The sequence below is a fragment of the Streptococcus mitis genome, assembly GCF_047465045.1.
GTDB lineage: Bacteria > Bacillota > Bacilli > Lactobacillales > Streptococcaceae > Streptococcus > Streptococcus mitis_DT.
In genome coordinates this window covers 17321-42184 of the sequence record NZ_JASHAR010000014.1, presented here as the reverse complement: position 1 = coordinate 42184, position 24864 = coordinate 17321, and the positions used below count along the sequence as shown (strand labels likewise).

The following is a 24864-nucleotide window of genomic DNA, read 5'->3' as shown; positions in this document are numbered from 1 at the left end:
TAGTATCAGTATAGCAAAATTCTCCTCTAACTGCTTAGGAAAGCCCTCTTAATCGACATAATCTAGTAAATAAGCATAGCCTTTTTCTTCCATTTGGTCTTTGGGAATAAAGCGGATAGAGAGACTATTAATACAGTAGCGCAAGCCCCCCTTGTCCTGTGGTCCATCCGTAAAGACATGACCAAGGTGAGAATCTCCAACTCGGCTCCGCACTTCCATGCGTGTCATATTGTAGGACTTATCTTCCTTATAAGTCGCAACATCTGGACTGATGGGTTGGGTAAAACTAGGCCAGCCACAACCAGACTCAAACTTGTCCTTTGATGAAAAGAGGGGTTCACCAGTTGCCACGTCCACATAGATACCAGATTCAAATTTATCCCAGTATCGATTTGAGAAAGCCCGTTCTGTTTGATTTTTCTGGGTAACTGCATACTCCTCAGGTGACAAGGTCTTTTTCAATTCCTCATCACTTGGTTTGGGATATTTGCTAGCATCAATGACGGGATAGGCTGCCTGATTGACATTGATATGGCAGTAGCCATTTGGATTTTTCTTTAGATAATCTTGGTGGTAATCCTCTGCCACGACAAAATTCTTCAAGGTTTCCTTTTCAACTGCTAGAGGTTGGTCGTATTTCTTAGCCACCTCATCAAAGACTTGGTTAATCACCTCTAAATCCTTGTCATCTGTGTAATAAACACCAGTACGGTACTGGGTTCCCACATCATTTCCTTGTTTATTTTTGCTAGTTGGATTAATAATGCGGAAATAATGAAGCAGAATTTCCTTGAGGGAAATTTGATTAGCATCATAGGTGACATGGACAGTTTCTGCATGCCCTGTTTGGTTGATCAATTCGTACTTAGTTGTTTCCCCTCTACCATTTGCATAACCTGATACGGCATCTGTCACACCGGGAACGCGTGAGAAGTATTCCTCAACTCCCCAGAAACAACCTCCAGCCAGATAAATTTCGTGCAAGTCTGCATCTTTACTCACTTCTGTTTTTTTCACTGTTTTTCCTCCTTGGCTAACTGATGCTTTCTCAATTTGCGAGCTATCTGTCTGCCCTATATTTCGCATCAATAGAAAATAGAAACCGCTTATGGCTAGGAAAAAGATTCCTGCCAAGACAAACAATTTTACTTTATCATTCATGACCTTTCTCTACCCCATTTCTTTCAATGTTTTTAAAATCATATCCTTATCCATAAAACCTGGTTGCGTTTTGACTAGCTTACCTTCCCTGTCTATAAAGGCTTGAGTTGGGTAAGAACGGACACCATAACTTTCCAAAAGTTTGCCTGATGGGTCAATTAGAACTGGGAAATTTTTATAATCCAAGCCCTTGTACCAGTTCTTAAAGTCTGCTTCAGCTTGTTCCCCCTTGTGTCCAGGAGACACCACTGTCAAGACCACATAGTCATCACCAGCATCCTTAGCAATTTCATCCGTATCTGGAAGACTGGCTAGACAGATGGAACACCAAGACGCCCAGAATTTGAGATAGACTTTCTTGCCCTTGTAATCAGATAAACGGTAAGTCTTGCCATCTACTCCCGTCAGTTCAAAATCAGCAACCGCCTGACCTTTAGTCGCAGTTTGCGAACTAACTTGTTCTGTTTTTGTTTGCTCCTTCATAGTAGATTCGTCTGACATATTTTTAGCCGAACAGGCTGCCAAGCAACAGATTGATCCTACTCCAAGGAGACATGTTTGCCATTTTTTCATTTCTTTTTCCTCTCTATTCAAATAATGTAGTCAAAATGGAAGCATTTCCCAAAAGCACCAAGATTCCCATCACGATAATGAGGAAACCACCTACTTTTTTGAGGGTTCCGAGGTAGGGATGAAGTTTTCGGAAATGTTTCAAAACATAGCTGGAGGCTAGAGCTAGAACCAAAAATGGTAGCGCTAGACCCAGCGTATAAATTAACATGAGACCAGCTCCCTGCCAAGCACCTGAACCACCTGAAGCTGCTAAAGCCAAAACAGAGCCAAGAACCGGCCCAACACAAGGCGTCCAAGCAAAACTAAAGGTCAACCCCAGTAAAAATGCCTGACTATAGCCCTTACCCTTTTGTACCTGTCTCTTTAATTGTATCCTTCTTTCCTTGTAGAGTCCCTGAAAATGTAAGACTTCCATCTGGTGCAAGCCCAAGAGAATGATAACCGCACCCGTCACATACTGAAACCAAGAAGCATAAAGCAAATTGCCTAAAAAACCAGCTCCATAGCCTAGTAAGATAAAAACAAAGGATATCCCTGCAATAAAGGCCAGAGTTCGCAATAAACTAACAAGTGAGATTGAACATTTGCCACTAGAAACCTGAGCACCATCTTTATCATCCAGTAGTACCCCTGCATAGACCGGTAACAAGGGTAAGATACAAGGAGAAAAGAAGGAAAGAATTCCAGCAAGAAAAACACTGATAAAAAAGATTATATTATCCATTGCCTTCCTCCATTCTTTGATTTGATAGGACTATTATAGCCTCAAAATTCCAGAAAAAATAGGGATAATGATAGGGAAAAATAGGAATTTAATCAGGTTATGTAAAAAATGTTGCAAAAAAAGCCAGACAAAGTCTGACTTTGATGGAAACTGAAAAGAAAATTCACTATTCTTACCTACTTATCTGATAATAAATAAGGTCCACAAGATAGCCTTTTCTCTCTACACCATTGCTAATAGTCTTGAGATAGGACATTCCAGCCTTCTCCATGACACGACCTGAAGCTGGATTAAGACTAGCATATCGTGCTCTGACATCTTGAAAACCTGCTTGAGTAAAACAAAAGTCCAAGACAGCTTTCAAAGCCTCTGTCATCATACCATGACCCCAGTATTTCTTGCCTAGCACATAGCCAATTTCACAAGAAAAATCGTTCTCATCTATTGTAACGATGCTGATATCTCCTATCACCTGTTCCGGGTTTTCTTTGAGACAAATGGCCCATTTGTAATAGTTGGGATTAGCATAAGAATCAACCCAATTACGAATCGAGTTTCGAGTCACATCGACATCAGGATGAGGATCCCAAGTGACGTAGGTTAAATTTTCAGCGGACGAAGCCCAATTCTGAAACATGGCTTCTGCATCACTTTCCACAAATCTTCTCAAAATCAAACGTTCTGTCTGTAACATTTGCGTACCGATAGATTTCATTACGCTACCTCACTTTCTGATAGATGATTCTCTGCCCAACCTCAATTTAAATTTACTTTGCTTTTTAATTTCAAGGTAATAAGCTAAAAAGGTCTCTCGGACCTTCTTCGCTTACCTGTTTCCATGCTCGGGGTAAGAACCTCCACTGGAGGTGCCTCGTTTTCCTATTTTTAGACTCGGGGTAAAAAGCTAACTCAGCAACAGCTAGAAACTAGTTTTTCATCTAATTTCTTTACGCAGTCGCTGTCTGGTTTGAAATGCGCTTTACCAATCTTTTTCAAACCTAGTCATCGTTGCAGGGGTGAGACGACGAAATCGAACTCTTCGAGTTACCGAATCTTCTCTCACTTTCTTATTTCAAGGTGAGAGGCTGAAAACCTCCACTGGAGGTTTTCACTCCCAAAAATCATCAAATACGGTGATGGGTAGGTGGCGTTTGTGTTGGCCTTTGTGCCACCAGTTTTCGATAGTCGCTTGGGCTTCTGGGCTGATTGTTTTGCCTTCTAGGTAGTCGTCAATCTCTTCATAAGTGACTCCGAGGGCTACTTCGTCAGCTAGGCCTGGTTTGTCTTCTTCTAGGTCTGCTGTTGGGATTTTTTCATAAAGGGCTGGGTCTGCACCAAGTTCCTGCAAGAGTTGTTTCCCTTGACGTTTATTGAGGCGGTAAAGAGGGAGAATATCTGCACCCCCGTCACCAAACTTGGTAAAGAAACCTGTGATATTTTCCGCAGCATGGTCTGTTCCAATGACCGCTCCGCTATGGGAACCAGCAAGGGCATACTGAGCAATCATACGGCAACGTGCCTTGATATTCCCCTTGTTGAAGTCTGAAACAGGACTACCTGTCGCTTCAACTGCAGCTGTCATAGCATCAGCAGATTCCTTAATATTGACAACTAAACTGATATCAGGCTGGATAAAGGCTAGAGCTTTTTGAGCATCTGCTTCATCGGCTTGCACTCCATATGGCAGGCGGACAGCGATAAATTTGTAGCTGTCATCTCCCGTTTCTGCTCGCAGTTCTTCCATAGTTAATTGAGCCAATCGTCCTGCTAAGGTTGAATCTTGTCCTCCAGAAATCCCTAGTACAAAAGTTTTTAGGAAGGGATGTTTTTTCAAGTATCTTTTTAAAAAATCAATGGAACGACGGATTTCTTCCTGGGCATCAATCACTGGTTTGACACCCAGCTCTTGGATAATCGTTTCTTGCAAACTCATTCTTCTTCTCCTTCACCAAGGGCTTCCTTGCGCATTTTGTCTATCAAGTCCATCTTGTCTTGCCATACATCACGAGCCAAATCCACTGGATAGTGCTGCGGATTGAGCACACGCTTGTACTCATCCCAAAGCTTGTCAAATTCCTTACGAGCATAATCCTGAATCTCAGTCAGGCTAGGCAGGTTGTAAATCAATTTTCCGTCTTTGAAGATATCCACCAAGAGAGGCACAGCATCAAAATTACGAACCGTCTTCTTGATGTAGGTATAGGTCGGATGGAACATCTTGATTTCTGTCATGCTGGCAACATCTACGCCATCATAAGTGATATAATCGCCTTCTGACTTGCCTTTTTCACGACTGGTAATGCGCCACACCTGCTTCTTACCTGGCGTAGACACTTTTTCAGCATTATTTGACAGCTTGATGGTATTGCGCATCTGGCCATTTTCATCTTCGATTGCAACAATCTTGTAAACTGCCCCAAGAGCTGGCTGGTCATAGGCTGTAATCAGCTTAGTTCCCACGCCCCAGACATCAATCTTGGCCTTTTGCATCTTGAGGTTGAGGATGGTATTTTCGTCCAAATCATTAGAAGCATAAATCTTAGCCTCTGTAAATCCAGCCTCGTCCAATTGCTGACGGACTTTCTTGGAAATGTAGGCAATATCCCCAGAGTCAATCCGCACACCCATAAAGTTAATCTGATCACCCAGCTCACGCGCCACCTGAATAGCAGCTGGCACACCGATGCGAAGGGTGTCGTAGGTATCCACAAGAAAGACACAATTTTTGTGGGTAGCAGCGTAAGCCTTAAAGGCCTCATAGTCATTGCCATAAACCTGTACCAAGGCATGGGCATGGGTCCCCAAAACAGGAATGTCAAAGAGTTTACCAGCACGCACGTTGCTGGTTCCATTGGCACCACCAATCATCGCTGCGCGTGTTCCCCAGATAGCCGCATCCATCTCTTGCGCCCGACGTGTCCCAAACTCCATCAAAGGCTCATCTTCAATGACTGAACGAATACGAGCTGCCTTAGTAGCCACCAAGGTCTGGTAGTTGACGATGTTCAAAAGAGCCGTTTCTACCAATTGACATTGGGCTAGAGGGCCTTCCACCTGCACAATCGGTTCATTAGCAAAGACCAAGTCCCCTTCTTGGGCAGAACGAACGGTCAACTCCAACTTGAAATTGCGGAGATAGTCCAAGAATGCCCCATGATAGCCTAGCGACTCCAAATAGGCAATATCACTATCTGAAAAACGCAGGTCTTCAAGATAACTCATAATTCTTTCCAAACCTGCAAAAACCGCATAGCCATTCTTAAAAGGCTGTTGGCGGAAATAAACCTCAAAGACCGCCTTTTTATTGTGAATTCCTTGGTCAAAGTAAACCTGCATCATGTTAATCTGGTACAAGTCCGTGTGCAATGTCAAACTATCATCTGGATACATACTTTTCCTACTTCCTTAGCTAGAAACCCATGAAAATTTTCAAGAACTTTCATGTATTCCAATAAATTAGTACTATTATAACACATTTTAGCTGGATTGAGAAAAGAGTAACAAGTTATTCACCACTCTCCAATTCATCCATATCTTGTTCAAACTTTTTCTGAGCCCATTCGCCATAGCTCTTCAGACCAAGATTGCCGATAAAAACCCAAGGAAGGTAAATAACATAAGTAATTGCCCAAGCAGACAGGTATTTAACATTCAAAGGATTGTGCTGATAAATTTCTATGTTGAATTGATAATTCTGTAACATCAAAAGAGCCGTAATAGCCAAGGTTAGTAAAAAACAACCCAAAATCGTAAAATGAAAACGACTATAGTAGGTCACTCCCAGATAACGAGCACGATTGAAAAAGAAGAAAATTCCTACTATCAGAGTATAGACTAGAAAATTCGGATTAAAAATAGAGGGAGCTAATACAGCCACCAAATAGCTTAGAAGCACAAGCCCAATGAAGAGGGTAAAGGATTCCGCTCCAGCTTTATTGATTAGTTGTTCTTCTCTTTCGTCAAGTAATTGATAATGAATAAATTTATTTACCATCTTCTTCCTCCCAAAATAGTTGATCTAAGGTTTTCCCTAAACATCTGCAAATGGACTGGCAGAGCGAGAGACTGGGATTGTATTTCCCTGCCTCTATCAAACCAATAGTCTGGCGTGTCACACCAACAGCCTCTGCCAGTTGACCTTGAGTTAAATCAAGCTCAACCCGAGCTAATTTTAATTTTAAATTTTTAGCCACCTGCGTCCTCCTTATAGTTTTAATACTCATCTACTCTTAAAAAATCCAAAACTAACACAAGCTGTCAGCTATTTATTATAACCTCATTAATTAGCACTCCAATATTATCTTCAACCTAAAATCAGTATGTTGGATTGTTTGAAATAAACTTCCTAGTTTACTCTTTTATTTTTGTTTAGTATTAGCTTTAGTAGAATCTTTTAAACGAGTTTTTATTGCTTGTACTTCTTGTTTAGTTTAGTTGGTTTCATATTACTATTATATAATGCTTTTGGAAATGAGTCTAGTATAAGTCAAAAACGTGGTGAACAGCAAGAGAAGGAGCATACCAAGATGACTGATTTTTTGCTGGTTTTAAGTATGCAAAATAATACTAAACGAAACTAAAATGAATACTTCTTGCTTTTCTTGAGAGTGAAAAAGTACAATAAAATGATTGTAGTGATTACCACAAGATACTGACTAATAGACATCGTATTTGAAGCCACAAATACAGGTAAAGAATAAAAAGGAAGAAGTTCAATTGCTTTGATAAACAAATCATTACTAGTATTCATCATAATCGTATTTAATATATTAGGGATAAAGAGTAGTAAAGCAACTAAAATACCAAATATCAAGCCACTTTTCAATTTGTATAAATAGAAAATGTAAGATAATAGAAAATAAAATAGGACTAACAAAATTGTATTGACTACAATAGCTACTATAAAATCTAATCCTAAATCACCTGGAACACCCAATTTACATACGATGACTAGTAGCACAATGCCATTCAAAGCATAAATAATAGAAACTGAGATGGCATATAGAAAATTAGACAAGACGTAAATCATCCGATTTTTCTTTTGATTATAAAATAAACTGATCGTATTGTTAGAAAAATCCCTGCTAATAATTCGGTTAGCATGTATAACAGCCATTAACATACCGAGCATAGCATAAAAATTTGAAATATGCTTAATACCAAGTGATGTCCCTTGAGTCTTTAGAATAAAGAATGTAACCAGTATCGGCGGTATAAACGAGATAATCAATCCGAGATATATTACGCCTGATGAATATAAATCTCTTATATTTTCCTTAAGAAAATTCAATTTATTTAATTTCATGATTATAACCTTCCTTTATTTTGAACGATTTAGATAAATATCTTTAAGCGTCTCTTTTTTAGTTTCAAAATCAACTACTTTAATAGAGTTTTCGTTAAAAAATTTAAAAAGCTCACTACTTTGAATATTCCCAGACATAGTAATTTTCAGTCCCTCTTCCTGAACAATATCCCCAAATTCTTGTTTGGTAAGGAAAATGTCTTTATCTGTAGCTGATGAAAAAGCTATCTCAAACAAGCAATTATGTCTATCTTTTCCTACTTTTTGGAATGTCAAAAGCCCGTTCTCCAAGAAAAGGACCCTCTCACAAATTTCTTCAATATCTTCTAATTTATGACTCGATATTAAAATTCCCACATTTTCATGTAAAGCTAAGTTTTTTAGAACTGCTAAAACTATTTGTGATGATTCAATATCTAAACCATTAGTCGGTTCATCTAAAATCAATATATCAGGTTCCGTAACGAGAGTTAGAAGCAAAGCTAATTTTTGTTTTGTACCTAAAGAATAGGTCTTTACTTTTTTATTAATAGACTGAGTCAAATCTAACTCTTGGATCAAACTTCCAAATCTTTCTTTATTGTAGTCAACACCATATAAATTTGACAAATATTTTAAATTCTCTAAACCTGTTTTAGATAAAAATAATTTTGGTTCTTCGATTAAATACCCAACATTATCACTACTTATAATATTCCCTGAAGTCGGTTGATTATTCTGAACAAGAATTTTCATCAATGTACTCTTGCCAACTCCGTTTCTCCCTACTAGACCAACAATTTCACCCTTATTAAGTGCAAAATTTATATCTTTGAGAATGATTGAATGAGCATAATGCTTACTTACATTTATAACTTCCATTTTTTATTCCTCCATTAACATTCTTGGTTTTCTCTTTGATTCTCATTAATTTTAAAAAGTTGCGCCTCTTTTTAACAACATTATATCATATATCTAACTTAATGCAATATATAAATGTCATTTTGTAAAATTTTATTAACAAAAAACTCTCTACCACCTAAATGATAGAGAGTTTTCTGCTTATTCAATTTTCTCAAAACATCTACAGCATCGTAGGATTTCACATCTAATGTCTTAGCTACGACTGTATTGTCCTCAATATCGTCTAGAAAGACACAATTTGTAGATTATAACTGCTACTTATCGATAGTTACTCATATCCATTAGTCCACCTCCATACTTATGTCAAGCCCCCTCTTTACTTTATGATTTCATATTCTCCTTACAAATCTTTTTGGTAATAAAATCTTTTTCCTGTGTAGGGATAGTCTTGTAAGGTAAAAACTTCCTTGTAGCCATGCATTTTATAAAAATCTGGAGCTTGAAACTGGTAAGTATTGACAAAAGCAAAACGACAGTTTCGATTCTTAGCTTCAGTTTCTGCTTGCTGCAATAGGTTTGAACCGAGTCCTTGCCCTCTCAGTTCTTCTTTTACAAATAAATACTCGATTTCTAGCCAATTTCCAAAAGTCTCTGCTATCAAACCTGCCATGAGATTGCCCTTTTCATCTTCGACATAAAGATTAAGTGGCTCACTTTCAGCCTCTTCTCTTTTTGAACGGTTATAAACACGAATCAGATTCCCTATTTCTTGTGATTTATGGGATTCTTTATTTTCCAATCTAAAGTACATCTAAACCTCCTCGAAAACTGATACAGCTTGATTATAGTCTTATTTCAATAGACTGTCAAACTAGCAAAAACCCACCAACCGGAGTTGATGAGTTTCAAATCTATTTTCTAAATTTCCACTGGCTGTAAATCCCAAAACCGATAATCCAGATAGCTGAACCGATTGCTCCGACAAATGTAGACTCTTGTAAAAAGAGAGTTACAAAGACAAAGGCAAAGAAGAGCATGGTTAAGGGATTTAGGAAACGATAATGGGGCATGAGATAGCCGTCCGCCATAAAGTCCTGTGACTTGCGGTATTTAAGGTGAGCCACCATAATCAAGATATAAATGGCGATATAGACACCTGATGATGATGCCGTAATCAAGGCAAAGGCATCCGACACACCTGGCAAGATGTTGATAAAGGCTGCTAGGGCAATCAAGATTGCTGAGGCAATGATGGCATTTTGTGGCACGTTGTGGCGAGAGAGAGTATCTGCCTTAATTGCTTTTAGGAAGCGATTTGGCGAATCATGGGCAATCTGATACAAATGACGACCTGTTGAGTAGAGAGTTGAGTTAAGGGCAGATGCTGCTGACGTCAAGACGACAAAGTTAATCAAGGCTGCTGCCCACTTGACACCTGCCAATTCAAATACTGTAACAAAGGGAGAATCAGCCGATGCAAGTTCACGCCACGGAATGATAGCCATGATGGCTAAGAGAGCACCTCCATAGAAAAAGGCGATACGCAAAGGAATTTCCTTAACGGCTTTTGGCAAGACCTGACGTGGATTTTTTGTTTCTGAAGTCGTTACCCCGATAAACTCAATCATGAGATAGGCAAAGAAAACCATCTGGAAGGCCATGACAAAGTTAACTCCACCATTAGGAAATAGTGAGAAATTGTCGGCGATATTAGCCAAACTTGCTACTCCATGTGGTGTCTTAAAGCCTGTCAAGACCATAAAGACTCCTGTGGCAATCATAGCTAAAATAGCCACAATCTTGACCATAGCAAACCAAAACTCAACTTCCCCAAAAAGTTTCACCGCAATCAAATTGACCAAGGCTAGAATAGTCAAAAATCCAATCTCAATCATCCAACTTGGCCAGCTAGGGAACCAAAACTGGACGTAGTGAGAGATGGCTGTAATTTCCGCCATACCGATAAAGACAACGGATAGCCAGTAGGACCAAACTGAGAAATAACCCCAGCCCTTACCCAAATGGCGCGTGATAAAGTTGATAAAGGTATGTTGCTCAGGGTCTTGGTAGAGCATTTCTCCAACCGCACGCATCATGAGGAACATGAAGGCCCCTGTAATCATATAAATCAGTACAATGGAAGGACCTGTTAGGCTGATAGAGCGCCCCGCTCCCAAAAAGAGTCCTGTTCCGATTGTTCCCGCAATGGCCATAACCTGCACGTGACGATTGGTCAGACCACGCTCCATCTTATTTTTTTTCTTCTTTGAACTCATAACGTCTCCAATTCAATTTAAAATGGAAAAAGGAGTGAGTGAAGCGCACTGCCTCCCCACTCCTTTTTTCTATTTTTAGGCTGTTTTTTCAACCTTCAAGATTTTTACATCATAGCTACCAACAGGTGTTTCAATGGTTGCTGTGTCACCTGTTTTCTTGCCAATCAAGGCTTGTCCAATTGGGCTTTCATTTGAAACTTTACCCGCAAAGGCATCTGCACCGGCTGAACCTACGATAATATAAACTTCTTCCTCGTCCTCACCAATTTCTTGGATAGTGACTGTTTTTCCAATCGCCACTTCATCATCGGCAACTGAGTCGCTATTGACGATTTCAGCATAACGGATTTTTGTTTCCAAGCTAGAGATTTGTCCTTCGACAAAAGCTTGTTCATCCTTAGCTGCTTCGTATTCACTGTTTTCTGAAAGGTCACCATATGAACGGGCAATCTTAATGCGTTCTACCACTTCTGGTCGGCGGACCAATTTCAATTCTTCTAATTCTTTTTCAAGTTTTTCCTTTTCCGCTAGGGTCATAGGATATGTTTTTTCTGCCATTTTTCTCAACTTTCTTTCGATAGTATTGAATCTCTATCTGAGATTCTCATTGTTGTAGTCTTAGTTTGAACTACTATTTTGAGTAAGCTTGCTATTGACGTGTTCAGCTACATTACGATCATGCTCTTCCTGTGTCACTGCGTAATAGACTTTACCATCTGTAACATTGGCTACAAAGTATAGGTTCTCACTCTTTGTTTGGTTGATACTTGCTTCAATCGCGTCCTGACTTGGACTATCTACTGGACCAGGCATCAAACCAGGTTTTGTATAAACATTGTATGGTGAATTAATTGATGTATCAATTCCAGCATCATCTGCTAGGCTAATATTTTGACCAAGCTTCCCTTGGGCATACAAGATTGCAATATTGCTTTGAAGAGGCATGCCGAGATTCAAACGGTTGTAGAAAACACCTGCAATCAACTTACGGTCTTCAGTCTTAGCACCTTCTTTTTCAACAAGTGAAGCAATTGTTAGCAATTCATTGACTGTCAAGTTTTTAGACTTAATTGCACTATAGTGCGGCGTCAAGGTCTTATCCATAGCTGCCAGCATCTCATCAATCAAACTTTCAATAGTTGTGCTTTCCTTGATAGAGTAGGTCGCTGGGAAAAGATAACCTTCCAAACGGTAACGAGCCCCACTTTCTTTCGTTGGCAAGCTTTCGAGTAGGTTTGGATATTTAGCAACTTCTTGACTGATAAAGTTGTCATCTTGCACTTTAGCCAAGAAAGCTTCCGCTGTCAAAGGTTCTTTAAATTCACCTTGTAATTGGCCTACAGCTTGGGCGATTTGATCAATTGTATATCCTTCTGGAATCGTTAAATCTGCAAGTGAAGGTTCTTGAGGTTCAGGAGTACCACCTTTTTGGAGTTCCTTAATGATATCCTCTGTACTCATGCTCTTTTGCAAATTGTAATATCCAGCCTTCAAATCTGAATAATTTTTATATTTAGCATAAAAAGCAAAAATCACTCCGTGTTTAATCACACCAGAATTTTCAAGTACTGAGCCAATTTCTTGGACATTGGATCCTTCTGGGATTTGAACAGTTACATACTGCTTAGAATTAGCGTCAACTGGTAATAAAGATGACTGGACGTACTGGTAACCGAAGTAACCACCTGCCGAAATCAAGGCAAGGAAAATCAGTAGAGAAATGAAGAAAGCCTTCAAATGTGATTTTTTCTTCTTGACTGGTTTAACTGTCTCACGACGACTACGACTCGGAGTTTCAGAAATGACTTCAACAGCTTCCGTTTCCATAACTGGTTCTGGTTTTGTTACTTCTTTCTGAGGCACTTTTTTAGCTTCAGTCTTATAAGAAACAGCTACTCTTGTTGGAGTTACGTTGAAATCTTCTTCGACCTTTTGTGGACGATTAGTCTCTGGCCCTGGAACCGGTCTTGATGGACTTGCTTCAACTGGTGAAGCTGGAACATCTTGACTAGGGTGACGAGGAGTAATCGGAGCTTCTACTCTTGATTCATCTGCCGGTGATGCAGGCATATCCTCACTAGGATGTTTTGGAACACGTGGTGCATTCTCCATAATTTTTTCAACAGCTGATAGGGATGCAACCATAACATCTTCATCTGCGAGTTTTATTTCAGGAACAAATAGAGCTTCTTTTTTCTCTGCAAGTTCAGTGGCCTCTTGGCGAATCCCTTCATAACGTTTTACTTTTTCTAAATCACGTAAAATCTGCTCTTTAAAGCTTAATTTTTCGTCTTCTCTTGGCTTTTCACTCAAAAGTTTATCCTCCTCGTTGACAATCCATAATATTATATCTTAAAAACGAAAGAAAAGCAACCTAGCATGCTTTTCTAGCTTATTTTTTAGCTTCCCAGACCATATCATACCATGTTTCCCCTGCAAAGGTTGACTGGGACTGGCCTTCATTGACAAATCCATGTTTTTCGTAGTAAGTAATGAGATAGTCATGACAGGTTAGGTTAATGCCTTCTCTTTCGTGTTCAAGAGCTAGTTCTTTCAAAGCTGTTAGCAATTTCTGACCTAGTCCTATTCCCTGTGCCTCCTTGGAAATAGAAAGACAGGTCACAGAGATATAACCACCAGGCTCATGACTATAATCTTGTATATCTTCTGTAAAAGACTGATCTTGCAGATGGCGGTGGGGGACAACTGGTCCCTCTATATAACCAATAATCTTACCCTCTTTTTCTGCAACTAGAAAAGAGGTCTGAATTTCTCGCAAATGCGCCTCAAAAACAGAGCGAGGAATGGCTTCTTCGATCGAAAAATTTTCTAGTTCAATCTCAACGATATGATCTAAATCTTCTAATCTTGCTTTCCTAATTTCCATTGTGCCTCCTAAAAAAAGAGATTAAACCAAATCATACTAAAACATTGACTAGCTGCATAAAGCGAATCTGTCTCTTCTTCATCAATAAAACCGTTCATTTCAAAATAGGAAAGCAACTCATCCGGACTCTTCAAACGAATAGCTTTGTAATCCAGCTCAACTGCCACATCTTTCAAAGCCGCAAGAAGAAGCGTTCCCAATCCCTGTCTCTGATGGTCAGCCTCGATGACTAAAGAATGTATTTCTAGACATTTCGGATTGTGTGGGTAAGGACCACCTAGAACATAGCCTAGAAGCTGATTTTCATCCCTAGCTAGAAGAAAGGTATCCGCAGACTTACGGATACTTTCTTCTAAAATATGGGAAGGTTGCTGCTTTTCAGCTGGAAAAGATGTGGCCTGAAGTGTCTCTATCTCAGCCAAATCAGACTTACTTGCCTGAATGATCTTAATTGGAATTTCCATGGGAAAATCCTACTGAACATTGCTTGTCAAGTTAGACAAGAGTCGCTCAAATGAGTATTCATAGGTTTGGATATCTCCTGCTCCCATAAAGACGTAAACAGCATTGTCATGGTCTAGGAGTGGGGAAACATTTTCAACAGTGATCACTTGGTGTTTCTTATTGATTTTATTGGCTAGGTCTTCTACCTTGACATCACCATGGTCCACTTCACGAGCAGATCCATAAATTTGCGCTAGGTAAACAGCATCCGCTTGATTCAAAGCGTGGGCAAATTCGTCCAACAAGGCAATGGTTCTTGTAAAGGTATGCGGTTGGAAGACTGCTACAATTTCCTTGCTTGGGTATTTCTGACGAGCCGCATCCAAGGTCGCAATAATTTCTGTTGGATGGTGGGCAAAGTCATCGATAATCACCGTGTCATTGACAATTTTCTCAGTAAAACGACGCTTAACACCGGCAAATGTTTTCAAGTGCTCACGCACCAAGTTCAAATCAAATCCTGCTGTGTAAAGAAGACCAATAACGGCTGTCGCATTCATGATATTGTGACGACCAAAGGTTGGGATGTGGAATTGACCCAATTCTTGTCCACGGAAGTGAACCGTGAAGGTTGAACCAGTTGTTGAACGAAGAAGCTCACTAGCGACAAAGTCATTACCTTCTGCTTCAAAACCATAATAATAAATTGGTGCATCAGACGTAATTTTACGCAATTCTGCATCTTCACCATAGACAAAGAGACCCTTGGTAATTTGTTTTGCATAGTCGTTAAAGGCATTGAAAACATCCTCGAGACTTGTGAAATAGTCTGGATGGTCAAAGTCAATATTGGTGATAATAGAGTATTCTGGGTGGTAGGGCATGAAGTGACGCTCATATTCGTCAGATTCAAAGACAAAATATTTGGCATTAGCTGATCCTCGACCTGTCCCATCCCCAATCAAAAAGCTAGTATCTGTAATGTGAGACAAGACATGAGACAACATACCTGTCGTTGAAGTTTTGCCGTGCGCTCCAGCAACTCCCATGCTGACAAAGTCGCGCATAAAGCTACCTAGGAACTCATGGTAACGTTTGTAGCTGATTCCATTTTGGTCCGCATAGGCAATTTCGACGTTGTTATCTGGACGAAAGGCATTTCCAGCGATAATTTCCATATCACCGTCTAGATTCTTTTCATCAAAAGGAAGAATAGTAATCCCTGCCTGCTCAAGACCACGTTGAGTAAAGTAGTACTTTTCAACATCTGATCCCTGTACCTTATGCCCCATTTGATGCAACATCAAGGCCAAGGCACTCATCCCTGATCCCTTAATTCCGATAAAATGATATGTCTTTGACATGTTTTCTCCCCTATTCAGTAATTCTTGTCAGATTCAACTCTTGGGCAACCTGACGTTCTTGTTCTTTTTGTTGATTCTTTTTATTGTAGATTTGGCTCTTCTTCAGAAAATCATAATTATTTTTCTTTGGACCTGAAGTTTCTTTTGGCTCAGATTGAGTCGAAATATTGCTCACTTCTTCCGCCAAGATGTAATGAGACTGGGTCAATTTTTGACTATATTTGACAAATTCACCAGGATTTTCCTTTTGGAAAGGCGCGGTAGGTTGATTGCCCTGCCTAACTAGACTTGGATGAGAATGGCGTCTTGTAGGAGTAATATCCTTAGTCAGATAACTTGCTGAGCGTTTCTTTTTCAAATCCGCACGCGCTTCTTCACGCGCCACCTCCGCATAGCTCTTTCCTTCTTTTTTAACTCCTAAACCAGATTTCTTAGGTTTCTCTACTGGTTTTTCAATCGGTTTTGCTGGTTTTTCTTCAGTAATAGGGGCCCACTCCAGATAATTCTTATCACGGTATTCTCCCTTGATATTACTGATAAAGTCAGACTCATCATAGAGGTCCATAACCGGCATCTCAGTCAGCATGACCTCGTCATCTGACACCAATGGAAATCGTTCTTCTCTCATTTTCTATTTCCTTTCAACACTTCATTATAGCGTATTGTCTTGATTTTTCAAGTGCTGGCTTCAGAAATTCCCAAAATTTCTCTAATTTCTGCTAGGGTCAGACTGCCACGTGACTCTGTGCCGTCCAATACTTGTGACACCAGATGTTTCTTCTGTTCTTGGAGTTCTTGAATTTTTTCTTCAATGGTTCCCCTGGTCACCAAGCGATAGACCTCAACCGTTTCTTCCTGCCCCATCCGATGGGCACGGCCAATGGCTTGCGCTTCCACCGCAGGATTCCACCAAAGGTCAACCAAAATCACTGTATCAGCACCTGTCAAGTTCAGACCGACACCACCAGCCTTAAGAGAAATCAGAAAGGCATCTCTTTCTCCTTGGTTAAAGGCCTTGGTCATGTCTTGTCTTTCCTTGGCTGGGGTTGAACCCGTAATTTTAAAGGATGTCATGCCCAAGTCTGGCAGTTCTTGTTCAATTTTCTCCAACATTCCCTTGAACTGCGAGAAAATCAAGACACGGTGTCCGCCGTCTGCCACCTGTACCAGCAGGTCTCGGAGACTATCCAGTTTGCCACTGGCTCCCTGATAATCCTCCATAAAGAGGGCAGGAGTATCACAGATTTGGCGCAAGCGCATCAAACCAGATAAAATTTCCACCCGACTTCGCTGAAATTCCTGATCTGAAACTTGAGCTAGACGGTCCCTCATCTGTTGCAACTGGGCTAGGTAGATAGCCTTTTGCTGGTCTTCCAGTTCATTTTTATAAACCACTTCAATCAAGTCTGGCAATTCAGTCAGAACTTCTTCTTTCTTGCGCCGCATCACGAAAGGCTTGATAAACTGAGCCACTCGCTCTGCTGACAATTTCATAAATTCTTTCTTGCTTGGCAGGAGTCCTGGCATGACGATTTGGAAAATAGACCACAACTCACCCAGATGGTTTTCAATAGGAGTTCCTGACAAGGCAAAAACTGACGGCACCACAAATTGTCTCAAGGTCTGGGCTATCTTGGTCTGGGCATTTTTCATGACCTGGGCCTCATCTAAGAAAAGGAAGTCAAAGGCCATCCCCTGATAAAGATCGCTATCCTGACGGAAGGTGGCATAGCTCGTCACATAGATTTGATGGCTTTCAGCAAGAATCTCTTCACGACTAGCTTTCAAGCCATGAACAACAGCTACATCCAACTGTGGGGCAAACTTCTGAAATTCATCTGCCCAGTTGTAAATCAAACCTGACGGAGCTAAAATCAAGACCCGACTTTCTTTTGTCACTTGACTGGTCAAAAAAGCAATGGTCTGCAGGGTTTTACCAAGTCCCATATCATCAGCCAAAATCCCACCAAAACCATAATGATGGAGCATCTGCAGCCAGCCGATTCCCTTTTCCTGATAATCTCGTAAATCAGCCTTAACCTGAGTTGCCTGTCGAGGAAAATCCTCTGGATGCGTCAAATCGTGGGCCAGATTCTGAAATTCTTGTGAAAAAGAAACACGGTCACGCCCTTCAAAAAGATGAGCTAAACTGTAGGCCAAGGGTTTTCGAGCCTGCAAAGCCCCATCTTTTAATTCAAGCTGCCCCAGTTCCTGTAGATTTTGGCGAATTTTCTTGGTTTCTTCATCGAAAAAGTAGACTTGATTAGACGCATCAATGTAAAAATCTTGATTGGCAACCAAGGCCTGCATGGCTTGGTCGATTTCCTCCTGGGCAATATCTTGAAAATCAAACTGAATTTCCAAGAGACCTCCCTTGGAAGCAATCTGCACTTGAGGGCTTGCTAGACTATAAATTTCTTCTAGCTTATCTGATAGATCAACATTCCCGAGTTTTTCAAAGCCTGGAATGATTTCATGAAAGAAATGATAGACAGACTCCGCTTTTAAGGCCTGACGCCAAGATTGAAAATCTGCTTCAAAACCAGCTGCCAAACAGACTTGGAAAACTCTTTCTTCTAAATCAGCATCACTCGAAAATGGCAATTCTTCTAGCTCTTGTCGGCTAGATACCTGTCTATTTCCATAATCAAACTGAATTTCCAAACGAATCCGATTATCCTCTTCCCTGTCAAAGTAAAAAGATGGTGCAAAAGTTTTGATTTGTAGACGTTCTGGAGCTGAAACGGTGCCCATCTGGCCAAAGAGCGTTAGACAAGAAGCCAACTTATCTCGGTCACTGCTATCAAATTGCAGGTATTTCTTTCCATGTTGATCCAAAGGCAGCGCTTTGATTTCCTTGAGAAGACGCATCTGCTGGTCTGTTAGAAAATAAACCTGTCCTTTATGGAAAAGCACAGCTCCCTGATAAAAGGCATTGACCCTCGGACTCTCATGGATTTCCATTTCAAAATAATCCGAGTATTCTGTTACTGTAAAGGCAAAGAGATTGGCATCAGCATGCATATCCTGAAAAAGTAGAGTCTGGTAGCTATCCACTTGATGGTCAAATTGAAAATGCGGCAAAGTCATCAGTAAATTCACACCCTGCTCAAAAAAGGTCAGAGGAAAAAAGAGGTGCCGACCTTGGTTTTGGAAAAAGAGGTCTGGAGCCTGTCCTTCCTCCACTAGTCCCCGCAAGAAAGTCAAAAGTTCTTTGCTGGCCTCATCAAAGGATTCCCAAGAAAGAGACTCCTCATAAATCTTGCCAATCATATAAGGTTTTCTCTTCTCAACGACTTTTAAAAAGAGTGGAATATCCCGAATGACGTAGTATTTTTGGCTATTGATTTGCCCGATTCTCAGAGTCCACAGGATATGATTGGTTCCTGCTTCCACCTGACCCACAGCCGACAACTCATAGGAGCGGTCTGATTTTGGAGATAAGATTCGGTCCAAAAATTTGCCACCCAAGGTCACCTTGGTTTCAACAGCCTCTTTTTCTTCATGACCTTCTTCCAGACCCTGCAAAATGTCCTGACCACGCTCATCATTTTTCAGAAAATGCTCTAGCGCAGCCAAATGCACACAGTAGCCCCTCTTTTGGAAAAAATCGCAGGCACAAAAAACCAAATCATCCTCTAAACTATAGCGCAGTTCCTCTTCTGCAACGCGAGCATAGAGCCGATTGTTCTTTTCCTTGATGATGTCAACCTTACCAGTTTCATAAAGGGCAACGCCTTCGATACGGACTTTCCCCGGAATCAATTTAGCCATATTTTTACCTTTACCTTATCTTTTTATTATACCATATTTTCCCCTATGAAAATAGCCTTCTAGGAAGACTTTTCTCCTAGAAGGCTGGATTTTTAAAGTTTAGCAAAAGTCGTCACAATCCGCTGACAAACTTCTTGCAGCAGGGATTTAGGCATGGCTACATTGAGGCGGGCATGAAGACTTCCTTCATCCCCATAATCCAAACCAGGATTGAGGATAACCTTGGCTTCATTTCTCAAAAGCTCTTGTAATTTTTCATCAGTCAGGTCATAGGCTGAAAAATCAAGCCAAATCAAGTAGGTTCCTTGCGGTTTCATGACCTTGATTTTAGTCTCTTTTCCAAATAAATCCACCACATAATTGATATGGTCTTCAAAGACTTGCTTGAGTTCCTCTAACCAATCTTTACCGTATCGATAGGCAGCTTCTGTCGCCAAATAACCCAAGCCTGAAATTTCATGCTGGTTATTGGCCAACTGGCGTTTCTGGTAAGCCAGTCTCAACTTAGGATTTTCAATGACTGCATATGAATTTTTTGTTCCAGCAATATTAAAGGTTTTAGTGGCACTAGTCAAGACGATAGCAAATTCTTTAAAGTCAGGATTGATGGTATTGAAGGAATGATGCTTGTGACCAAAGAGGGCCAAATCTTGGTGAATCTCATCTGAAACCAAGAAAACACCGTGTTTTTGGCAGAGTTGGCCAATCTTCTCCAACACTTCCTTTTCCCAAACACGTCCACCAGGATTGTGAGGGTTGCAAAGAATATAAAGTTTGACATCCTCTTCTACCAAATCCTTTTCAAGTCGGTCAAAGTCAATCTCAAACAGACCATCCTTTTCCACCAAAGAATTGGTAATCAATCTACGGTTGTTCAACTTGACACTGCGAGCAAAGGGTGGATAGACAGGTGTGTTAATCAGAACCGCTTCGCCTTCTTTTGTAAAGGCTTGAATAGCTGTTGAGATGGCTGGTACCACACCCTCGATAAAGACAAGAGCCTCTTTATCAAAGTGGTAACCGTGTTGTGTAGCTTCCCACTTTTGAACTTCCTTAATTAACTCTTCACTGGCATAGGTATAACCATAAACCAGTTGATCAGCGTAAGTCTGCACGGCTTGGCGGATTTCAGGCAAGACTACAAAGTCCATATCCGCTATCCAAGCTGGTAGGACTTCACTATCCGTTTCTGCTTCTTTCCATTTATAGGTATGGTGCCCTAAACGATTGGGCAGGCTTGTAAAATCATATTTTCCCATCTTTGTCTTATCCTTCTAATGCTTGGCGCAAATCTGCAATCAAATCTCTAGCATCCTCAATCCCAATAGACAAGCGCAAGAGGTCATCTGTCAAACCATAAGAATGGCGCACTTCTGCTGGAATATCAGCGTGAGTTTGCGTCGTTGGATAAGTAATGAGACTTTCTACCCCACCTAAACTTTCCGCAAAAGAGAAGACCTTGAGACTGTTCAAAATGTGAGGAATGCGTGTTTCATCGGCTATTTTAAAGGAAATCATACCTCCACGACCAGTATAGAGAACTTCCTTGACTGCTGGAGAATCCTTCAAAAAGGCAACCACTTCTTGGGCGTTAGCTGTTGAGCGCTCCATACGAAGAGACAAGGTCTTGAGACCACGAATCAATTGATAGCTGTCAAACGGTGACAAGACTGCCCCTGTCGTATTGAGATTGTAAAAAAGCTTCTCGTATAGTTCTAAACTATTGGTCACAACCACTCCAGCCAAGACATCATTGTGACCTGCTAGATACTTGGTTGCTGAATGAAGGACGATATCGGCTCCATCTTCAATTGGACGTTGGTAGATAGGACTGTAGAAAGTGTTGTCCACCACCACTTTGGCACCCTTAGCATGAGCTAATTTTGCCAGTTTTTCGATATCAAATTCCAACATCAAGGGGTTGGTTGGGGTTTCGATATAGAGAACATCCACGTCCTTTTCTAACTCGGCAATCAACTCTTCTTCTGTATTGGCATAGGTAAAATGGAAACGGCCTTCCTGCTCCACTTGGTTAAACCAGCGGAAAGAACCTCCATAAAGGTCACGCACAGCCAAGACCTTACTTCCTACTGGGAAGATACTAAAGGCCAGTACAATAGCTGACATCCCTGAGCTAGTCGCTAGGGCATAGTCCGCGAACTCAATAGCCGCCAAGACTTCTTCAGCCTTGCTACGAGTTGGGTTTTTAGTGCGCGTATAGTCAAATCCAGTAGATTGACCAAACTCTGGATGCTGATAAGTCGTTGAAAAATGAAGCGGTGTCACCAAAGCACCTGTCGCTTTATCTGATTTAATGCCCGCCTGGGCCAAAATTGTGTTGATGTGTAATTCCTTGCTCATACAATACCTCCAAATCTATAGTAACTATTGTACCACTTATTTTCATCAACTCATTTTCTTCTTTTCAAGAGCTGGTTATAGTTTTAAACTATAGACTTATACTCTTCGAAAATCTCTTCAAACCACGTCAGCGTCGCCTTACCGTACTCAAGTACAGCTTGCGGCTAGCTTCCTAGTTTGCTCTTTGATTTTCATTGAGTATTAGCTAGTAAAGCTAAAAAGAATCCAGAAAACACTCCAGATTCTTTTGTGTAGATGATTGCTAGTGCTTACTTTGACCGAAAGAAATCCTGTTGGGCTAAATAGTCATAATGGTCTTTGTTAAATTGATACTGGCCCACATGCTGACTAATCTGACCGACATCCACGGAAAAAATATAGACTTCATTTTGATAGTTCCAATTCAGCCTAACTGTATTCAAGACTGGCTTATAAGTAAAATCTTTAACTTGATTCCAAGGCATCTCTACGACTTGATTAGAACGATTTTCAGTTACATCACTGATGTCCATCAAGTAGATTCCCTTAGGTGTGAATGCCAGAATCTTAGGCTTCACACTCGACTGAACATAGTAACTTCCTCCTATAACGAAAAAATCAATAAAAGATTTCAGCAATGTCTTTTTCTTAAAAGCCATCAGAAAATTCTTTTGCCCTTCAATGCGACAAGTTGAAAGAAATGATTCAATCTGTTTTTCTGTTGCAAACTCCATAATAGCGCCCATGATGTTACCTCCATAATGATTAGTAAACAGGCAGATAAGAACTCTTCACATAAAGAAGAACTTATCAATTATTGCGTTTTATCTTACTTTTTTAGTAGACAGCATCCCTCCTATAACATTACCCTAGCATGTGCATACTTCCATTAACGCTGGAAGAGACTTTCGAAAATAGTTTCTCACGTTTTTGTTATATTCATTATAACATAAATTTAATAAACCAATTAAAAAATGTAAGCACTTTTCTTCCAAATTCGCCATCATTCTATTAAAAAACGACAGTTTCCTTCGAAACCATCGTTTTTCTTGAAAAATCCTTATTTGAAATGTTTTGCCAATTCTTCTTGGGCTTTTTTATTGGATTCTTCTTTTTCTTTCAACCATTTTTCTTTAGCTTTTTCATATTCATCTTTTGTGACTGTCTTATCTTGTAATTTGAGATATTTATATGATTCAACCCCTTTATTACCAGCCAATGAATATGGTGTTGAGAAAGGAACGATTTTTCTCAATGTTGGTGTTCCACCAAGTGAAACATTTGGAATTGCTAAAGAGCTATCCACCAACCAAGCTTGGGCATCTGCATATTTTTCATAACGTTTAGCTGGATCTTGTTCCTTATTAGCTTCTTCCAACATTTGAGTGTAGACATCCAGTCCAACAGCCTTGGCTTTGTCATTGGCTTCACCTGGCTCTATACCTAGATTTTGCATCAAACCACCAGAATTAACGTTAAAGACATCAAGATAGGTTGAAGGATCTTGATAGTCTGCAGTCCAACCACCATTGTAAAGATCATAATCCTTCTGAGCTGCAGTTTGAGCAAGATAACCTGAACTATCATAATTCTCTGTAGAAAGTTGGTGAACATCAATCACAACATTATCTGAACCCAAGACAGATTCTATTGATTGCTTCATGGAATTGATTCCTTGAATTTCAGCCTTATTAGCCAAATCTATAGTTTTATCTAAGTGTATAGGGAATTGGACTCCTTTGGCTTGGAGTTCTTTCTTAGCTTCAGCAAATTTAGCTTTAGCTTTTTCTGGATTGTAGTATGGATCCTGGGCGTCCGCAAAGTTGATTCCTTGCCATTCCTTACCGTAGTTAACCATCTTAGAGGCTACTACTTCACCAAAGTCTTTTCCGTTGATACTTACGAAGTTTGGAGGAACGACGAGGTTACGCAAAATCTTAGTTGCTCCCTCTTCTCCTTGAGATTGGGCCCCGTAAGCTGTACGGTCATAGGCAAAATTAATGGCTTGACGGAAGTTTTTATTCAGAACTGCTTCTTGAGTCGATTTCTTTTCAGCATCACTTGTCTTGGAAGTGAATTTATAAGATTTTCTATCCAAGTTGAAGTTTAAGAAGTAAGAAGTAGCATCTTGCATGCTATAGATGATATTGTCCTTATTCTTTTCTTTAATCCCTTCAAAGCTTGAACTGTTTGGATAGAGACGAGCATAGCTATAAACACCTTCGGTAAAATTACGTGCTAACGCATCTTGGTCACTACCATCAAAATAAGTCAATTTCACATCATCTACAAAGACATTTTTAGCATCCCAGTAGTTAGGATTTTTCTTGTATTCGATGACCGATTTTGAAACAAAGGATTTCATCAAGAAAGGTCCATTGTACAAAATGCTAGATGGATCTACCTTCCCAAAATCATCCCCTTTTGATTTCAAGAAATCCGCATTGACTGGGAAGAGAATAGTTGAGGTTGTTTTTGAGTTCCAGTAAGGTTCTGGTCGTGCCAAGGTATATTGAACGGTTTGGTCATCAAGAGCCTTGACTCCGACAGTTGAAAAGTCGCTTGTTTTACCAGTGATATAGTCATCTAAACCTGCAACGGATTCTTGCACTAAGTACAAGGCTTCTGATTTTTTATCAGCCGCATATTTCAAACCAGTGACAAAATCTTGGGCAGTTACAGGAGCATATTCATCTCCATCTGCAGTATACCATTTAGCATCTTTCCGCAGTTTGTAGGTATAGGTCAAACCGTCCTTAGAAACACTCCAATCCTCAGCCAAGGATGGGACATAGTTCCCATATTGGTCATTTTCCATGAGACCATCTACCAGGTTGGTCACAATATCAGTAGTTGTTGAACGGTTTTCTGCTAGATAGTTCAAACTAGATGGATCACTTGAATAAACATAATTGTATGTTTTTGACCCTGTGCTAGAATTTCCACAGGCACTTAACAAAATACCTGCACTTAACACGACACCTGCAAGCGTTGCATACTTGGCCTTAGACTTTTTCATTTCCAGAACCTCCTGATTTAAATATTTGTCTTATTATACATTACAGGTTTTATTTAGTCAATAGTTTTTTAAGTAAAATTTAAGAAAAATTAAATTACTATCTACAAATTATAAAAAATATAATACAAATTAATAAAAAAGAGAATAATCCAAG

At 40.1% G+C, this 24864-nt stretch carries 23 protein-coding genes; all 23 read right to left on the bottom strand.

Features of this window, described 5'->3' with window-relative positions; all coding sequences use genetic code 11:
* Positions 1 to 48: 48 nt before the first annotated feature.
* The 23 genes from msrB to QM409_RS07820 all read right to left on the bottom strand — a co-directional run bounded on the left by msrB (position 49) and on the right by QM409_RS07820 (position 24710).
* On the bottom strand, positions 49 to 1161 hold the full coding sequence (msrB, locus tag QM409_RS07930; protein WP_414305461.1) for a peptide-methionine (R)-S-oxide reductase MsrB: 1113 nt from the start codon (positions 1159 to 1161) through the stop codon (positions 49 to 51).
* 9 nt (positions 1162 to 1170) lie between these two features.
* Positions 1171 to 1734: a redoxin family protein gene (locus tag QM409_RS07925; protein ID WP_261240997.1), complete on the bottom strand. Its 564-nt coding sequence runs from the start codon at positions 1732 to 1734 to the stop codon at positions 1171 to 1173.
* Between the two features lie 13 nt (positions 1735 to 1747).
* Complete coding sequence (gene ccdA2, locus QM409_RS07920; RefSeq protein WP_064276520.1) at positions 1748 to 2458, bottom strand: thiol-disulfide oxidoreductase-associated membrane protein CcdA2; 711 nt, start codon at positions 2456 to 2458, stop codon at positions 1748 to 1750.
* A gap of 172 nt (positions 2459 to 2630) precedes the next feature.
* Entirely contained in the window at positions 2631 to 3173 is a 543-nt protein-coding gene (locus QM409_RS07915; protein WP_414305460.1) for a GNAT family N-acetyltransferase, read from the bottom strand.
* 393 nt (positions 3174 to 3566) lie between these two features.
* On the bottom strand, positions 3567 to 4391 hold the full coding sequence (gene nadE, locus QM409_RS07910) for an ammonia-dependent NAD(+) synthetase (protein ID WP_261087881.1): 825 nt from the start codon (positions 4389 to 4391) through the stop codon (positions 3567 to 3569).
* Positions 4388 to 5848: a nicotinate phosphoribosyltransferase gene (locus tag QM409_RS07905; RefSeq protein ID WP_261125920.1), complete on the bottom strand. Its 1461-nt coding sequence runs from the start codon at positions 5846 to 5848 to the stop codon at positions 4388 to 4390. The genes nadE and QM409_RS07905 overlap by 4 nt, the downstream gene beginning before the upstream one ends.
* 115 nt (positions 5849 to 5963) lie before the next feature.
* Complete coding sequence (locus QM409_RS07900; protein WP_070842509.1) at positions 5964 to 6452, bottom strand: DUF6773 family protein; 489 nt, start codon at positions 6450 to 6452, stop codon at positions 5964 to 5966.
* Positions 6442 to 6651: a helix-turn-helix transcriptional regulator gene (locus QM409_RS07895; RefSeq protein WP_001107500.1), complete on the bottom strand. Its 210-nt coding sequence runs from the start codon at positions 6649 to 6651 to the stop codon at positions 6442 to 6444. The genes QM409_RS07900 and QM409_RS07895 overlap by 11 nt, the downstream gene beginning before the upstream one ends.
* A gap of 383 nt (positions 6652 to 7034) precedes the next feature.
* Positions 7035 to 7763, bottom strand: a complete 729-nt coding sequence (locus QM409_RS07890; RefSeq protein WP_049543346.1) for an ABC transporter permease — start codon at positions 7761 to 7763, stop codon at positions 7035 to 7037.
* A gap of 15 nt (positions 7764 to 7778) precedes the next feature.
* Positions 7779 to 8624, bottom strand: a complete 846-nt coding sequence (locus QM409_RS07885; RefSeq protein ID WP_080977898.1) for an ABC transporter ATP-binding protein — start codon at positions 8622 to 8624, stop codon at positions 7779 to 7781.
* Between the two features lie 382 nt (positions 8625 to 9006).
* Positions 9007 to 9417: a GNAT family N-acetyltransferase gene (locus tag QM409_RS07880; RefSeq protein ID WP_080983321.1), complete on the bottom strand. Its 411-nt coding sequence runs from the start codon at positions 9415 to 9417 to the stop codon at positions 9007 to 9009.
* Positions 9418 to 9517: 100 nt separating this feature from the next.
* Positions 9518 to 10882, bottom strand: coding sequence for an amino acid permease (locus tag QM409_RS07875; protein WP_060627822.1), 1365 nt, complete (start codon positions 10880 to 10882; stop codon positions 9518 to 9520).
* Between the two features lie 75 nt (positions 10883 to 10957).
* Entirely contained in the window at positions 10958 to 11440 is a 483-nt protein-coding gene (gene greA / locus QM409_RS07870) for a transcription elongation factor GreA (RefSeq protein ID WP_000818748.1), read from the bottom strand.
* 60 nt (positions 11441 to 11500) lie between these two features.
* Positions 11501 to 13195: an endolytic transglycosylase MltG gene (gene mltG, locus QM409_RS07865; RefSeq protein WP_153210632.1), complete on the bottom strand. Its 1695-nt coding sequence runs from the start codon at positions 13193 to 13195 to the stop codon at positions 11501 to 11503.
* Positions 13196 to 13274: 79 nt separating this feature from the next.
* Positions 13275 to 13769 (bottom strand): GNAT family N-acetyltransferase, encoded by a 495-nt coding sequence (locus tag QM409_RS07860; RefSeq protein ID WP_049499017.1) that lies wholly within the window; start codon positions 13767 to 13769, stop codon positions 13275 to 13277.
* Between the two features lie 8 nt (positions 13770 to 13777).
* On the bottom strand, positions 13778 to 14233 hold the full coding sequence (locus QM409_RS07855; RefSeq protein ID WP_049499018.1) for a GNAT family N-acetyltransferase: 456 nt from the start codon (positions 14231 to 14233) through the stop codon (positions 13778 to 13780).
* Between the two features lie 9 nt (positions 14234 to 14242).
* Entirely contained in the window at positions 14243 to 15577 is a 1335-nt protein-coding gene (gene murC / locus QM409_RS07850) for a UDP-N-acetylmuramate--L-alanine ligase (RefSeq protein ID WP_060627818.1), read from the bottom strand.
* A 10-nt stretch (positions 15578 to 15587) separates the two neighbouring features.
* Positions 15588 to 16205 (bottom strand): hypothetical protein, encoded by a 618-nt coding sequence (locus QM409_RS07845; RefSeq protein ID WP_045612040.1) that lies wholly within the window; start codon positions 16203 to 16205, stop codon positions 15588 to 15590.
* 47 nt (positions 16206 to 16252) lie between these two features.
* Entirely contained in the window at positions 16253 to 19351 is a 3099-nt protein-coding gene (locus tag QM409_RS07840; protein WP_414305459.1) for a DEAD/DEAH box helicase, read from the bottom strand.
* 92 nt (positions 19352 to 19443) lie between these two features.
* On the bottom strand, positions 19444 to 20610 hold the full coding sequence (locus QM409_RS07835; protein ID WP_414305458.1) for a MalY/PatB family protein: 1167 nt from the start codon (positions 20608 to 20610) through the stop codon (positions 19444 to 19446).
* A gap of 7 nt (positions 20611 to 20617) precedes the next feature.
* On the bottom strand, positions 20618 to 21712 hold the full coding sequence (locus QM409_RS07830; protein WP_414305457.1) for a cystathionine gamma-synthase: 1095 nt from the start codon (positions 21710 to 21712) through the stop codon (positions 20618 to 20620).
* Positions 21713 to 21981: 269 nt separating this feature from the next.
* Positions 21982 to 22437 (bottom strand): hypothetical protein, encoded by a 456-nt coding sequence (locus QM409_RS07825; RefSeq protein WP_261014364.1) that lies wholly within the window; start codon positions 22435 to 22437, stop codon positions 21982 to 21984.
* 314 nt (positions 22438 to 22751) lie between these two features.
* Positions 22752 to 24710: a peptide ABC transporter substrate-binding protein gene (locus tag QM409_RS07820; RefSeq protein ID WP_414305456.1), complete on the bottom strand. Its 1959-nt coding sequence runs from the start codon at positions 24708 to 24710 to the stop codon at positions 22752 to 22754.
* Positions 24711 to 24864: the final 154 nt, after the last annotated feature.

Excerpts from the sequence above, each read along its gene's own strand:
- msrB (WP_414305461.1), bottom strand. The coding sequence starts at position 1,161 with ATGAATGATAAAGTAAAATTGTTTGTCTTGGCAGGAATCTTTTTCCTA.
- QM409_RS07925 (WP_261240997.1), bottom strand. The coding sequence starts at position 1,734 with ATGAAAAAATGGCAAACATGTCTCCTTGGAGTAGGATCAATCTGTTGC.
- ccdA2 (WP_064276520.1), bottom strand. The coding sequence starts at position 2,458 with ATGGATAATATAATCTTTTTTATCAGTGTTTTTCTTGCTGGAATTCTT.
- QM409_RS07915 (WP_414305460.1), bottom strand. The coding sequence starts at position 3,173 with ATGAAATCTATCGGTACGCAAATGTTACAGACAGAACGTTTGATTTTG.
- nadE (WP_261087881.1), bottom strand. The coding sequence starts at position 4,391 with ATGAGTTTGCAAGAAACGATTATCCAAGAGCTGGGTGTCAAACCAGTG.
- QM409_RS07905 (WP_261125920.1), bottom strand. The coding sequence starts at position 5,848 with ATGTATCCAGATGATAGTTTGACATTGCACACGGACTTGTACCAGATT.
- QM409_RS07900 (WP_070842509.1), bottom strand. The coding sequence starts at position 6,452 with ATGGTAAATAAATTTATTCATTATCAATTACTTGACGAAAGAGAAGAA.
- QM409_RS07890 (WP_049543346.1), bottom strand. The coding sequence starts at position 7,763 with ATGAAATTAAATAAATTGAATTTTCTTAAGGAAAATATAAGAGATTTA.
- QM409_RS07885 (WP_080977898.1), bottom strand. The coding sequence starts at position 8,624 with ATGGAAGTTATAAATGTAAGTAAGCATTATGCTCATTCAATCATTCTC.
- QM409_RS07880 (WP_080983321.1), bottom strand. The coding sequence starts at position 9,417 with ATGTACTTTAGATTGGAAAATAAAGAATCCCATAAATCACAAGAAATA.
- QM409_RS07875 (WP_060627822.1), bottom strand. The coding sequence starts at position 10,882 with ATGAGTTCAAAGAAGAAAAAAAATAAGATGGAGCGTGGTCTGACCAAT.
- greA (WP_000818748.1), bottom strand. The coding sequence starts at position 11,440 with ATGGCAGAAAAAACATATCCTATGACCCTAGCGGAAAAGGAAAAACTT.
- QM409_RS07860 (WP_049499017.1), bottom strand. The coding sequence starts at position 13,769 with ATGGAAATTAGGAAAGCAAGATTAGAAGATTTAGATCATATCGTTGAG.
- QM409_RS07855 (WP_049499018.1), bottom strand. The coding sequence starts at position 14,233 with ATGGAAATTCCAATTAAGATCATTCAGGCAAGTAAGTCTGATTTGGCT.
- murC (WP_060627818.1), bottom strand. The coding sequence starts at position 15,577 with ATGTCAAAGACATATCATTTTATCGGAATTAAGGGATCAGGGATGAGT.
- QM409_RS07845 (WP_045612040.1), bottom strand. The coding sequence starts at position 16,205 with ATGAGAGAAGAACGATTTCCATTGGTGTCAGATGACGAGGTCATGCTG.
- QM409_RS07840 (WP_414305459.1), bottom strand. The coding sequence starts at position 19,351 with ATGGCTAAATTGATTCCGGGGAAAGTCCGTATCGAAGGCGTTGCCCTT.
- QM409_RS07835 (WP_414305458.1), bottom strand. The coding sequence starts at position 20,610 with ATGGGAAAATATGATTTTACAAGCCTGCCCAATCGTTTAGGGCACCAT.
- QM409_RS07830 (WP_414305457.1), bottom strand. The coding sequence starts at position 21,712 with ATGAGCAAGGAATTACACATCAACACAATTTTGGCCCAGGCGGGCATT.
- QM409_RS07825 (WP_261014364.1), bottom strand. The coding sequence starts at position 22,437 with ATGGGCGCTATTATGGAGTTTGCAACAGAAAAACAGATTGAATCATTT.
- QM409_RS07820 (WP_414305456.1), bottom strand. The coding sequence starts at position 24,710 with ATGAAAAAGTCTAAGGCCAAGTATGCAACGCTTGCAGGTGTCGTGTTA.